At 63.6% G+C, this 12316-nt stretch carries 12 protein-coding genes; 8 read left to right on the forward strand and 4 right to left on the reverse strand.

Translation table 11 applies throughout. The features are described 5' to 3' along the window. Window positions 1–161: 161 nt before the first annotated feature. Both OC450_RS16970 and OC450_RS16975 read left to right on the forward strand, forming a co-directional pair. A complete protein-coding gene (locus tag OC450_RS16970; RefSeq protein WP_211382219.1) occupies window positions 162–1187 on the forward strand; it encodes a methyltransferase in 1026 nt (341 codons plus the stop codon). A gap of 503 nt (window positions 1188–1690) precedes the next feature. After that, complete coding sequence (locus OC450_RS16975) at window positions 1691–1984, forward strand: 1-deoxy-D-xylulose-5-phosphate synthase (protein ID WP_262048304.1); 294 nt, start codon at window positions 1691–1693, stop codon at window positions 1982–1984. A gap of 113 nt (window positions 1985–2097) precedes the next feature. Here the strand turns inward: OC450_RS16975 and OC450_RS16980 are convergent, their stop codons facing one another. After that, a complete protein-coding gene (locus OC450_RS16980; RefSeq protein ID WP_262048305.1) occupies window positions 2098–3588 on the reverse strand; it encodes a hypothetical protein in 1491 nt (496 codons plus the stop codon). Between the two features lie 314 nt (window positions 3589–3902). Between OC450_RS16980 and OC450_RS16985 the strand changes: the two genes are divergently transcribed. Then, window positions 3903–4067 (forward strand): Flp family type IVb pilin, encoded by a 165-nt coding sequence (locus tag OC450_RS16985; protein ID WP_063201121.1) that lies wholly within the window; start codon window positions 3903–3905, stop codon window positions 4065–4067. A gap of 265 nt (window positions 4068–4332) precedes the next feature. Here the strand turns inward: OC450_RS16985 and OC450_RS16990 are convergent, their stop codons facing one another. Then, a complete protein-coding gene (locus tag OC450_RS16990; protein WP_211382222.1) occupies window positions 4333–5826 on the reverse strand; it encodes a hypothetical protein in 1494 nt (497 codons plus the stop codon). 289 nt (window positions 5827–6115) lie between these two features. On the opposite strand from OC450_RS16990, the gene OC450_RS16995 reads away from it, so the two are divergent. Next, on the forward strand, window positions 6116–6796 hold the full coding sequence (locus tag OC450_RS16995) for a TetR/AcrR family transcriptional regulator (RefSeq protein WP_211382223.1): 681 nt from the start codon (window positions 6116–6118) through the stop codon (window positions 6794–6796). Between the two features lie 151 nt (window positions 6797–6947). Here OC450_RS16995 and pyk read toward each other — a convergent pair whose 3' ends face one another. Then, the gene (pyk, locus tag OC450_RS17000) at window positions 6948–8384 is read right to left on the reverse strand and encodes a pyruvate kinase (RefSeq protein WP_211382224.1); all 1437 of its coding nucleotides are present in this window, start codon (window positions 8382–8384) and stop codon (window positions 6948–6950) included. Continuing rightward, window positions 8381–8968, reverse strand: coding sequence for a DUF1036 domain-containing protein (locus tag OC450_RS17005; RefSeq protein WP_211382225.1), 588 nt, complete (start codon window positions 8966–8968; stop codon window positions 8381–8383). The genes pyk and OC450_RS17005 overlap by 4 nt, the downstream gene beginning before the upstream one ends. Window positions 8969–9150: 182 nt before the next feature. On the opposite strand from OC450_RS17005, the gene OC450_RS17010 reads away from it, so the two are divergent. The 4 genes from OC450_RS17010 (at window position 9151) to OC450_RS17025 (ending at window position 12264) form a co-directional block, all read left to right on the forward strand. Continuing rightward, window positions 9151–9453: a DUF1244 domain-containing protein gene (locus OC450_RS17010; protein ID WP_211382226.1), complete on the forward strand. Its 303-nt coding sequence runs from the start codon at window positions 9151–9153 to the stop codon at window positions 9451–9453. Between the two features lie 188 nt (window positions 9454–9641). Next, complete coding sequence (locus OC450_RS17015) at window positions 9642–9914, forward strand: DUF2312 domain-containing protein (protein WP_200295726.1); 273 nt, start codon at window positions 9642–9644, stop codon at window positions 9912–9914. Between the two features lie 116 nt (window positions 9915–10030). Then, complete coding sequence (locus OC450_RS17020; RefSeq protein WP_262048306.1) at window positions 10031–11848, forward strand: adenylate/guanylate cyclase domain-containing protein; 1818 nt, start codon at window positions 10031–10033, stop codon at window positions 11846–11848. Next, complete coding sequence (locus OC450_RS17025; protein ID WP_211382228.1) at window positions 11845–12264, forward strand: DUF1801 domain-containing protein; 420 nt, start codon at window positions 11845–11847, stop codon at window positions 12262–12264. Before OC450_RS17020 ends, OC450_RS17025 begins: the two co-directional genes overlap by 4 nt. Window positions 12265–12316: the final 52 nt, after the last annotated feature.

Consider the following 12316-nt stretch of genomic DNA (forward strand, 5'->3'; position numbering starts at 1 on the left):
TTAATGTCACAAGTCTCCGCTGTAAGAGGCGCAATCGCGCACCTCATTACCTGCGCCAAGAGAGCTTCACCTCTGATGAGCACATCGGAGATGGGGCCATTGGCTGAAGTAGCCCGCTCCTGGATTGTCTTGTATGTTGCTCGTCTTTGAGGGGAGTTGTTATGGCAGTTACCGGGCCGGACGAACCTCCGCCGCACATTCAATTAATTCAAATGGGTCGTGCCCACGTCGTCGCGAGAACCGTCTACGCGGCGGCCAAGTTGGGGGTGGCAGATCAACTCGCCTCCGGACCGAAGACCGCTGCACAACTTGCCGGACTGTTGCACGTACATGCGCCTTCATTGCACAGGCTGATGCGTGCCCTGGCGAGCCTGGGCATTCTGACCGAGCGCACAGGACAACGCTTTGCCCTCACCGCATTGGGTGAGGCGCTGAAAACCGGCGCGCCCGGCTCGGCACGAGCATCCGTAATTTTTTCCGGCAACCCGTCGTCTCAAAGTGGTTGGGACCACGTTGTCTATTCCATTGAAACGGGACGGCCCGGGTTTGAAAAGGCGCAGGGCGTCGCGTTTTTCGACTACCTTGCTCATCATCCCGAGGAAGCATCGCTATTCAGCGAGATGATGGTCGGCATCCATCATCAGGAGCCTGCTGCGGTTGCCACGGCTTATGACTTCTCGGTCTTCAGGACCATTGTCGACGTCGGCGGCGCGACCGGCAACATGCTGGCGGCTGTCCTCTCTCAACATGCCGGGCCGCGCGGCATTTTGTTCGACCGGCCGCACGTTGTGACCGATGCACCAAATTTGCTCAAAGCCAGAGGCGTGAGCGACAGAGTGATGATTGAGCCTGGCGATTTCTTCAAGGGCGTCCCCGCGGGCGCCGACGCCTACGTCCTTTCGCACATCATCCACGACTGGAATGAGGATCAGTGTCTGACTATCCTCGGCAATGTCCGCAAGGCAATGAATTCGGTCGGGCGTCTGCTCCTCGTTGAAATGGTACTGCCCATCGGCGACATCCCGCATCCAGGGAAGATGCTCGACATGACCATGCTCGTCAGTATGGGAGGTCAGGAGCGAACCGAAGTCGAATACGCGTCACTCTTGAGCAAGGGAGGTTTCCGACTAACCCGGGTCGTGCCGACCAATTCGGCTGCGAGCATCGTGGAGGCCGTGATCGCTTAGGCGCGAGCGATATTGGCTGCTGGGGCCGCTTCGGGTCAAAATGCGAAGAACTCAACCTGAGCAAATCTTGTCCGCCATGCCTCAACAAGCGGACCTCGTGGAGCGATGCTGCCACTTCGCCGAAGGGCCAACAGCGGAAGTGCGACTCCAAAATGCGGCCAGCAACAATCCATTAATCGTGACCACTCGCCTCACGTTTCCTTTTGTGGGATTATCGTTTACGTTGTGATTGGCGTAGCGTGGCAGGACGCTTCTCGTAGAATGAAGAGGCCGCATATGGAGGGCTTGAACGTGCCGCACTGGCTCCTCGCTCTCATCTGTTTTGCTGTGCTCGCGGCGTTCATCGGTTATGCGTTCCGTCAAGGGATGAAGGTATCTCCAGATCGGAACAATACCAATACCGGGCCAAGCCAGAACGATTACCCACCCGGTCCTTTTTGAAATTCAGTCTCACCCGCACGAACAGCAGGACGGAGTGCAGGTCGGTGCCGAAAACGCGCATCATGTACATCGAGAATAAATCCGTATCGATGAATGGACCGGCGCGGATCGGCCGCGTCACCTTCTCAAAAACAGGCAAATCCATCAGCTATGGAGGGCGCACTTTCCAAAGCCTGAAAGGTAGTGGGTTCAAGGCAAACTTCTTCGACGTCGACACTAGAGAGAGGTTTTGGATTTCAGGTCCGCGAAAAGATGGCAAAGACCGCCTCTACGCTGAAAGCTCCGCACCTATCGAAATTGACCCTGACGTCGCGGAGGGATACTGGCGTGTCATTAGGGGAAAGCGCTCCGAGTGATTTCCTCGAACATCGCCTTTACTTCTGCTGTGGGTCAACTGGCGAAATGCCCGGCGTGCCTGCTCAAGTCCGCCTCACATTTGAAAGCGGACATCTGCCCGGAGCTTTCGTCCTCACTTCGGGGTCGTCGCCACCGCGCCGTCCGTATTCTCCCGCACATGGATCACTGCGATGTCGTCGGCATAGATCCGCTTCCAGCCCTTGAGCTGGTCGAGGATCTGCGGGCCCGGCGCGCCGGCGACCAATAGCGTCGCATCGATCTTGTATTCGTCGAGCAGGCGCGGAAGCAGCTCGGGCTGCTTGCCCTCCGTCGCCTTGAAGAAGTCCATGACGAATTTCTCGCCGTAGAGCTCGGCGCGGCCGTCGACGTAGACCGGGATGCCGCGCGAGATCAGATAGCCGCCGAACTGGTAGGCGTTGAAGACGCGCTGGACCTTGCGTTGTTCGAGCAGGTCGACCGCCGCGGCCGGCGTCTGCGCCATCGTGAAGGCGAAGCGGTGGTGCCTCATGTAGAGCGAGGTCGAGGTCCAGCTTGCGGCCACGATCATCAGCGCGCCGAGCGCGGTGACATAGCGGGCCGGCCAGCGGTCGGCACCGGTTGCGTCCGGCTGCGGGCGCGAGGCCAGTTGGCCGAGCGGTTTTGCCAGAACCAGCGGCACCAGGAAGGCGAAGGCCTCGATGCTCCTGACATGGGTCAGTGCGCTCCAGGTCAGGAACAGGATCAGGAAGATCCTGGGCGCCGAGAGCACGAGGCCGCGATAATAGCCGAATGCGATCAGGCCGAGCAGGGCGCCTTCGAACGAGCTGAAGGTGGCGAAGTTGGCCGGCATCCATTCGAAGATCAGCGAGAGCAGCTCGCCGAGGCTGAGGATGTTGGTCGCGCCCAGCAGCGTCCTCCAGCCGTACGGCGTGCAGCAGCTCGCGGCCAGTGCGCCGATGCCGAACAGAACCCAGCGCAGGAACAGCGAAAACCGCCGACCCTTCTCGGCATGCTCGACCGCTTCGAGCGAGATCGGGCCGATCAGCGCGAGCCCGAGCACGAAGCCGCCGTGCAAATTCGCCCACAGCGCCATCAGCGGCAGCCAGGTCCAGGACGGCGCGCGCCTGCGATCGGCGGCCGCCATCAGCAGGCCGACCCACGCCACCATGACCGGCAGCGCCAGGATGTGCGGACGCGCCAGGACGTGATGCTGCGACAGCAGCAGCGCCAGCATCGCAAACAGCACGGCGCGCGGCGCCTCGATCTGCGCGTCGAGCAGATAGACGAAGATCGCGGCCGTGAGCGCGACGCCCATCGCGGTGAGAATGACGGGACCCGCCCAGTCCCATTGCGCGTAGGAAAACGCGAACATGGCCTGCGACAGCCACGACGTCGAAATCCACGGCGCGCCCGGCCGCGTGAAGGAATAGATGTCCGTGTACGGCATGGCGCCGTGATCGAGGATCCATTGCCCGATCTTGATCTGCCAGAACGAATCGGAGTCCTGCAGCAGCGTGTCGCCGACATAAAGGAAGAACAGATAGGTGCCCGCTCCGACGCATAGAGGCACCAGGGCTCTCGCGCGGCTTTGCATCGCGATGCTGTTGGCAAAGGAAAGGGACATGCCGCCTCGTCGTTCCGTTATTCTTGCCGTTGTTCTTGCCGTAGTTCTTGCCGGGTTCGTCGGCAGTGGAGCACGGCGGACATAACTTCGGGTAAATCCGTCTGGCGGGCCGGCTTCATGTCCGGATCATTTAACCGGTTGTTTTAGATTTCGGTTTACCATCGGCGAATACGTGCAATCCGCTCTGTGTTTACGCAGTCGAATTAACTGCGGCGCAATTCTTTGTCACTACGTTCGGTTCCATGGTCGGGCGGCGCTGGGAAGCCGGAATGACCAGACCAGTTGTAGCCTCGTGTACTCTTTGGGAGCAGTCTATGAAGAACCTCGTTTCGCGTTTCATGAAGGACGAATCCGGCGCCACCGCCATTGAATACGGCCTGATCGCCGCCGGCATCGCGCTGGCGATCATCACCGTCGTCAACAACCTCGGCACCACGCTGAACACCAAGTTCACCTCGATCTCGACCAGCCTCAAGTAAGGCCGGACGAACCGGGAATTGAGAGAGCCCCGTCCTGGACGGGGCTCTCTTCTTTTGTGCGGAGAGTTTGCGAGCCGGACGACCGCGCGAGCTTCCCGCAATGTGACCTCGACCGTGTGAGCGCTCGTCGTCGCCGCGTGGCCATGGTCCGCTACGCCGCATGGGTCTCGGCAAATCTCCGTCCTGAACCGATTTGGCCTGGAGGACGCGGCGAAGCCCTCGCGCCCGCGCAAGGGCCGCGCGAGTTAACGCCTGATTTCGTGCCTCATCGCGATGTGGAGGAGGGCTTCGCCGCTGCGTCGTCGCGCACGTGGACCACGGCAATGTCATCCGTGTAGATCCGCTTCCAGCCCGGCAGATGGTCCATGATCCTTGCGGCGGGGATCCAGCCGTTCAGCAGCGTCGCGTCGATCTGGTAGGTGTCGAGCAGGCGCAGCAGGGTCTCCGCATTCTTGCCCTCGACGGCGTCGAAATAGTCGAGCACGAACTGCTCGCCGTACAGCTCGGCGCGGCCGTCGATGAAGGTCTTGACGTTGCGCGAGACCAGATAACCCCCGATCGGAGCGGTGCTGAAGATGCGCTGTGCGTGGCGCCGCTCGAGCAGGTCGACCGCGGCCACGGGAGACTGGTTGCCGATAAAGGCATACCGGGTCGGCGTGGCATAGGACCGCGTGATGCTCCAGGCGGCCGCGACGATCGCGAGCGCCGCGATCGCGGTCACCGCAAAGGAGGACCGCGCTTCGGTCCGCGCGAGCGCGGCCGCTCTCGTCACGCCCAATTGCTCGGCGAACGGCTTTGCCAGCACGAGCGGTGTCAGCAGCGCAAAGGCCTCGATGTTTCTGACGTGGTTGAGTGCCGCCCAGACCAGGCCGAGCAGCAGGAGAATACGGGTCCATGGCAGCACCAAGCCGCTGTAAAAGCCGATGGCGATCAATCCGAGCAGGCTGGCGCCAAACAAATCGAACGAGCTGAAATCGGCCGGCATCCACTCCCAGATCAGCGAGAGCAGCTTGCCCAGGCTGAGGATTTTCGCCGATGCGAGCGGCGTGTTCCAGCCATAGGGCGTACAGCAGCTTGCGGCGAGCGCAACGACGCCGAACAAGGCCCAGCGCGAGGCCAGTGCAAACCGGTCCTTGCGATCGGCGGATACGATCGCATCGAGGCCAATCGGTCCGATCAGGACCAGTCCCATGACGAAGCCGCCGTGAAGGTTGGCCCACAGCGCCATCAAGGGCAGCAGCAGCCAGGAGGGCGCGGTGCGCCGGTCGGCGGCCGCCAGCAGCCCGCCGACAAAGGCCACCATGACAGGTAGCGCCAGCATGTGCGGGCGGGCGAGAAAGTGGCCGATCGACATGAAGAGAAGCGGGGTGACGAGCAGGAAGGCGCGCGCGGGCTCCAGATAGGGCTCAAGCAGATAGACGAAGATCGCCGCGGTCACGCCGATCGCGAGCGAGGTCAGGATCACCGCGCCCGACCAGTTCGACGGCTCGTAAGCCAGCGCGAACAGGACTTGCGACAGCCAGGAGCTCGAGATCCAGGGCTCGCCGGCTCGCGTGAACGAATAGATGTCGGTATAGGGCAGTGCGCGGTGCTCGAGGATCCATTGCCCGATCGTGATCTGCCACAGCGTATCGGAATCCCGCAGCATGATGTCGCCGATGCCCAGGAAGAAGAGGTAGACGCCGGCGCCGATGCAGAGCGGCAAAAGCCAGCGCGCAACGCCGCGGACAGGCAGGCTGCTTGTGATCGAAATCGACATGGCACTCTCGGGGCTGAACGACAACGCGCAACAGCGCGCGAGCATCGGCACCTGAGCATGATCGCTTTTAAGTTGGGGTAAACCGGAGCGTCGCGCGGCCGCCGCGCCGTGCAAGGATGCGTTTACCTGCGCACCTGCGCCTCGAAGCTGCGTGGCGCACATATGCTGATTTGCATCTTGTCATGCGCCGTGAATAGTTGTTCAGTTCTTGAGGGCGATTTGGGCGAAAGTGAAGAAGCATCCGGCCGGGCTTTGCACGGGACCGGGAGCTGGGGACAGGTAGCGCGCCATGGTTTATCGGCGGACGCATCAAGTTGTTAAGCGCCTCGCGGCCCGACGGAGCGCCATTCTGGCGGCCGCGCGTGAGGCGGCGTCGGAAGGGGGCATGGCCGCCGTGCAGATCGCGCCGGTGGCGGTCCGGGCCAATGTCGCGGCGGGCACGGTCTACCGCTACTTTCCCTCGAAGGCCGAGCTGATCTCCGAATTGATCGCCGAAGTTTCCCGCGACGAGCTCGCGGCGATCCGCCGGGCGGCCGATGCCGCGCCGGGGCCATCCTCGGCGCTGGCGGCGGCGGTGACCACCGTGGCGGTCCATACCCTGTCGCAGCGCAGGCTGGCGTGGGGCATCGTGGCCGAGCCTGTCGACGTCGATGTCAGCGCCTCGCGCCTGGCCAGCCGCCGCGAGATCGCCGGCGAGATCGCCTCGCGGATCGACGCCGCCGTGCGTGCCGGTCACCTGCCCGCGCAGGACACCGCGCTCGCCGCCACCGCGCTGCTCGGTGCGCTGCAGGAGGCCCTGGTGGGTCCGCTCGCGCCCGATAATCTCGAAGATCCAGCCCGGATGCGCGATGCCGTGCAGACCGTGACGCTGCTGGCGCTGCGTGCCGTCGGCGTCATGGACGCCCGCGCCCGTGGTCTTGTCGTGCAGCAGACGTTGCTGCCGGCGGCGAAAGCGCTGGTCGGGGCGTAGAGCCCGGGCAGGCCGGGGCTGGAGGCCTGATCGCGCTCAGGCCATTGGCTGAGCGCGTCTTTTCGTGAAACCCAGGCAACTTCGCCGGACCAGCCGGCTACTGTGCATGGGGTTGTTTTCGACGTTTTTGTCTTGCCGCGTGCCGGCGGACCTAAATATCGGCGCCGCCATCGGGGCCGACCGAGGCAATGCGCACCATGTTGGTCGTGCCGGGAATGCCGAGCGGCACGCCGGCGACGATCAGCACGCGCTGGCCGGCGCGGACGAAGCCGTCGCGGAACGCGATCTGGCCGGCGCGGCTCACCATGTCGTCCTGGTCGCGCGCATCCTCCGCCACCACGCAATGCACGCCCCAGACCACCGCAAGCCGACGGCCGGCGGTGATGTTGGGCGTGATCGCCACGATCGGCGGCTTCGGCCGCTCGCGCGCCACGCGCACGGCGGTGGAGCCCGAGCTGGTCCAGCAGATCAGGGCAGGCAGATCCAATGTCTCGGCGATCTGCCGCGCGGCGTCGGCGATGGCGTCGCCGGCGGTGGCTTCCGGCGCCGGGCGCTGAGCTGTAATGACGGAGCGGTAGATCGGGTCGCGCTCGACCTCCTCGCCGATGCGGTTCATGGTCGAGACCGCCTCGACCGGGAATTTTCCGGCCGCCGATTCCGCCGACAGCATGATGGCGTCGGCGCCCTCATAGACGGCGGTGGCGACGTCGGAGACCTCGGCGCGGGTCGGCACCGGCGACTGGATCATCGATTCCAGCATCTGGGTCGCGATCACCACCGGCTTGCCGGCGCGGCGCGCCATCCGCGTCATCTGCTTCTGCAGGCTCGGCACGCGCTCCAGCGGCAGTTCGACGCCGAGGTCGCCGCGCGCCACCATCAGGGCGTCGGAGACCTCGAGGATGTCGGCGAGGCGGTCGATCGCCTGCGGTTTCTCGATCTTGGCCATCACAGCAGCGCGGCCGCGGATCATCTTCTTGGCTTCGATGACGTCGTCGGCGCGCTGCACGAAGGACAGCGCGATCCAGTCGACGCCGGTGACCAGCGCCGCCTCGAGGTCGGCGCGGTCCTTCGGTGTCATCGCCGAGACCGGCAGGTCGGTGTCGGGCAGGCTGACGCCCTTGCGGTCGGACATCCGGCCGCCGACCACGACGCGCGTCACCGCGTGTTCCTTCGAGGTCTCCTCGGCGATCAGGCGCACCTTGCCGTCGTCGAGCAGCAGCGAATGGCCCGGCCGCAGCGCGGCCAGGATCTCCGGATGCGGGAGCTGGACGCGGGTGGTGTCGCCCGGCGTCTTGTCGGAATCCAGCGTGAAGGTCTGGCCGTTCTGGAGCTGGACCGCGCCCTCGGCGAAGGCGCCGAGCCGCAGCTTCGGCCCCTGCAGGTCGACCAGGATGCCGATCGGCCGGCCATAGCTGCTCTCGACGTTGCGGATCGTCGCCACCAGCTCCCGCATCTTGTCATGCGGGGTGTGGCTCATGTTGATGCGGAACAGGTCGGCGCCGGCCTCGAACAGGCGGCGGATCATCGCGAGGTCTGAAGAGGCAGGTCCCAGGGTCGCGAGAATCTTGATACGGCGAAGACGCCTCATGGCTTATTTCCAGGCGGGGGGGGCAGGCCGGGCGAGCCCGGGGGGGTAGCACCGGGCGGGCCATTGGGCAAACCCGGAACGCCGCCACCCGGACCGACGGGGCCGGGCATGCCGGGCAAGCGCTGCTGTTGTGACGGCTGCTCATTGGCGTCGGTGAGCTGCACCGTCCAGGCCCGCTGCTCGCCGGTATCGACCTCGAAATAGCCGGTCCGGTCGTAGCCGCGCGCCAGGCAATCCTCGGTGCCGCGGATGGTGAATTCCTTGTCGCGCGAGCACATGAAGGCCTGGCCCGACCATTCGCCGCCGCGGTCGTAGTCGATGGCGTAGATGTAATAGAAGCGGGCGACCAGCGTTCCCCGCAGCAGGGTCTCGCAGGAGCGGGAGGAGATGTTCCACCAGCCCTCGGTGGTCCAGCCCTCGGCATCCTTGTAGCCCAGCGCGATGCCGACCCGGCTCGATGTGTTGTTGCAAAGCCGGAAATCGGCGGAGGCCGGGCTGGCCCAGAGGCACAGCAGGCCAACCACCAGCACCGGGACCAACCGGGCGAGCAGGCGAAGGGGGGAGCGGGGAGATTCGGCGATCATTGTCGCGGAAGCTATATCAGATCATTGACGATTTGGCGTAGGGCCCAGGGAACGGCCCCAAAGCCGGGTTCGAGCTCCGTTTGACCCGCGATATGGCAAAATCTGTGACAAGGCCCCACCTGATCCCGTAATGGTGACCACCATCCGGGTCAGTGCCAATTCGCAAGCCGAGGGATCCAGCCATGGCAATCGACGACAAAACCAGAACGGAGCTCGAGGCCGCCGCTTTCCGGCGCCTGGTCGATCATCTGAAGACGCGGACGGACGTCCAGAACATCGACCTGATGAATCTGGCGGGCTTCTGCCGCAATTGCCTGTCCAACTGGCTCAAGGATGCTGCGGACGCGCAAGGCGTGCCCTTAAGCAAGGACGAGAGCCGCGAGGCCGTCTACGGCATGCCCTACGAGACCTGGAAGTCGAAATACCAGGGCACGGCCACGGCCGAGCAGATCGAGGCCATGAAGAAGGTCCATCCCGGGCACTGAATTCGCGCGGCCTGAGTCGCACCACACAACAGCTTTCTTCGCCTTGCCGAAGGAAGGTGTGGGCGCGCTGTGGACGAGCGCGATGCTTGCTTGAACGCAGGGGACACCAACCCTAAGGGTCTACCCAGCACGCGCGGTGACGGATGCCGGCGTCACCTCGTTTTGCCAGTTCCATTGGGAGTACCAAGATGGCCACCTCCGCCGCCGTCCGCGACGACGAGCCCGCGACGAAATTTGCCAAGGACCAGCTCAAATCCATCATCGAGCGCATCGAGCGGCTGGAGGAAGAGAAGAAGGCGATCTCCGACGACATCCGCGACGTCTATGCCGAGAGCAAGGGCAACGGCTACGACGTCAAGGCGCTGCGCGCCATCGTGCGGATGCGCAAGCAGGATCCCAACGAGCGCGCCGAGGCCGAGACGATTCTCGAAACCTATATGCAGGCGCTGGGGATGATCTGAGGCGATGAGGCCGCTGCGTCAGCGGTAGGAGGACCTCGTCCCGCCGCAATTTGCAGCGCACCCGGCTTGGGCAAAATCCGCACGTCTGCTAGAGTGCTCGGTGAAGGGACCGAGCAATGGACGTGCCTGGACCAGAGCGCAGGCTCGCAGCCGTCCTCGCGGCTGACATGGTCGGCTTTAGTCGGCTCATGGAGGTGGACGAGGCTGGTACGCTCGCACGCCTCAAGACCCACCGGATCGAGCTCATCGATCCGGCCATTGCCAAAAATCACGGCCGCATCATCAAGACGACGGGTGACGGCATGCTCGTCGAATTCCATAGCGTCGTCGACGCCGTGCTGTGTGCCGCTGAAATTCAGGGCCGGATGGGGCGACGCAATGCCGACGTCACGCCGCCGCGATGGATGCAATTCCGCATTGGCATCAATCTGGGCGACGTGATCGTCGACCAGAACGATATTTTCGGCGACGGCGTCAACGTCGCGGCACGGTTGGAGGCACTGGCCGAGCCTGGAGGTATCTGCATCTCGAGCGCGGTGCGCGACCAACTCGGCCAGCGCCTTGATGGCGTTGCATTCGAGGATATCGGCGAGCAGAACGTCAAGAACATCGCCCGTCCAATCCGCGTCTACCGGATACGGCTGGAGGAGGGTCCGGCAAGCACGCCAGTCGGCACGAAGGGCACTGCAAAGACGACAGGCAAGTCGAAGAAGCCGTCCATCGCGGTGCTGCCCTTCGCCAACATGAGCGGCGACCCGGAGCAGGAGTTCTTTGCGGACGGCCTGACCGAAGACATCATCACCGAGCTTTCACGCTTCCACGACCTGTTGGTGATCTCCCGCAACTCGACCTTCGTGTACAAGGGCAAGGCGGTCAAGGTGCAGGACGTCGGCCGCGAATTCGGCGTCGATTATGTCATCGAGGGCAGTGTGCGAAAGGCCGGAGATCGCGTTCGCGTCACCGTACAGCTGATCGATGCGGAAACCGACCGGCACATTTGGGCCGAACGCTACGACGGCGAGCTCAGAGACATCTTCGCCATCCAGGACGAGATGACACGGGCGATTGTCGCCACGTTGCCCGGCCGCGTCGAGGCGGCGACGCACGATCGGGCGAACCGCAAGCCCACGGACAACATGGCGGCCTATGAATGCGTGTTGGCCGCCAAGGTCTTGCATCATCGTTCCAATCGCGAAGACAATGCGCGGGCGCAACTTCTGCTCGACCGGGCGCTCGAACTCGATGCGAACTATGCTCACGCACACGCGTGGAAGGCGTGCGTCCTGGGCCAGACCTGGGTCTATAGCGGGTGCGCGGATCGCGAAGCCACCTTCCAGCAGGTCGCTTCAGAGCTGGAGACCGCGCTGGTCCTCGACGACAATGACAGCGACGTCCACCGCATCCTCGCGGCGCTCAATCTGAACCGCGACGACCATGAGAAGGCCACCTACCATCAGGAGCGGGCGCTTGCGCTCAACCCGAACTACGACTTGGTCGTGGTGCAACAGGGCGAACTCCTGACCTGGTTGGGCCGACCTGAAGAGGGCGTCGACTGGATCAAGAAGGCGATGCGGCTCAACCCGTATCACCCGGAACGCTTCTGGAGCCATCTCGGGCGCGCCTATTATTGTGCCGAGAAATACGCCGAAGCCGCCGAGGCCCTCTCACGGATCACACGCCCCGATCACACCCATCACGCGTTCCTTGCGGGCATCTTCGCGCAAATGGGCAACGCAATTGCCGCTGGCGCGCACGCAGCCGAAGTTCTCAAGCGTGAACCGGCATTTTCGGTGGCCAATCATCTCTCTACCCAGCATTATAAGCGCGACGTAGATCGTCAGCGCTACGAGGCGGGCCTTCTCAGGGCAGGCCTGCCGGCTCGATCCGGCGCGCAGCGGAGACCGATTGGCGATCGATCGAGAGTGAGAACGTGACTGAGCCGCTGTTGCCGCGCGAGGTGAGCCGGGCCTTCGACGACTTTCCATTGCCGATCCGCCGGCGCCTTCTCGACGTGCGCAAGCTCATCTTTGCGACAGCAAAGGCGCATGGCGACGTCGGTCCGCTGACCGAGACGTTGAAATGGGGCGAACCGGCCTATCTTACCGAGCAGTCCGGAAGCGGCAGCACCATCCGGCTCGGCCGCGTAAAGGATTCCGAGCACGCCGCCATTCTGTTCAATTGCAGGACGACGCTGGTCGATACGTTCCGCGAGCGCTTTCCCGATCAGTTCGAATATCGGCAGACCAGGGCGTTGTTGTTGCCGATGTCGGGCAAGCTGTCCACGCAGCCGCTATCGGTCTGTCTATCGCTAGCGCTCACGTATCATCTGGATCGGCGGCGGAAGCGCTAGAGCATGATCCGGAAAAGTGCGAAGCGGTTTTCCGAAAAGATCATGCTCAAAC

It is taken from the genome of Bradyrhizobium sp. Bra78 (genome assembly GCF_024519855.1).
Taxonomy (GTDB): domain Bacteria; phylum Pseudomonadota; class Alphaproteobacteria; order Rhizobiales; family Xanthobacteraceae; genus Bradyrhizobium; species Bradyrhizobium japonicum_G.

Excerpts from the sequence above, each read along its gene's own strand:
- OC450_RS17020 (WP_262048306.1), top strand. The coding sequence starts at position 10,031 with ATGGACGTGCCTGGACCAGAGCGCAGGCTCGCAGCCGTCCTCGCGGCT.
- OC450_RS17010 (WP_211382226.1), top strand. The coding sequence starts at position 9,151 with ATGGCAATCGACGACAAAACCAGAACGGAGCTCGAGGCCGCCGCTTTC.
- OC450_RS17015 (WP_200295726.1), top strand. The coding sequence starts at position 9,642 with ATGGCCACCTCCGCCGCCGTCCGCGACGACGAGCCCGCGACGAAATTT.
- pyk (WP_211382224.1), bottom strand. The coding sequence starts at position 8,384 with ATGAGGCGTCTTCGCCGTATCAAGATTCTCGCGACCCTGGGACCTGCC.
- OC450_RS17005 (WP_211382225.1), bottom strand. The coding sequence starts at position 8,968 with ATGATCGCCGAATCTCCCCGCTCCCCCCTTCGCCTGCTCGCCCGGTTG.
- OC450_RS16980 (WP_262048305.1), bottom strand. The coding sequence starts at position 3,588 with ATGTCCCTTTCCTTTGCCAACAGCATCGCGATGCAAAGCCGCGCGAGA.
- OC450_RS16975 (WP_262048304.1), top strand. The coding sequence starts at position 1,691 with ATGTACATCGAGAATAAATCCGTATCGATGAATGGACCGGCGCGGATC.
- OC450_RS16990 (WP_211382222.1), bottom strand. The coding sequence starts at position 5,826 with ATGTCGATTTCGATCACAAGCAGCCTGCCTGTCCGCGGCGTTGCGCGC.
- OC450_RS16995 (WP_211382223.1), top strand. The coding sequence starts at position 6,116 with ATGGTTTATCGGCGGACGCATCAAGTTGTTAAGCGCCTCGCGGCCCGA.
- OC450_RS16985 (WP_063201121.1), top strand. The coding sequence starts at position 3,903 with ATGAAGAACCTCGTTTCGCGTTTCATGAAGGACGAATCCGGCGCCACC.
- OC450_RS16970 (WP_211382219.1), top strand. The coding sequence starts at position 162 with ATGGCAGTTACCGGGCCGGACGAACCTCCGCCGCACATTCAATTAATT.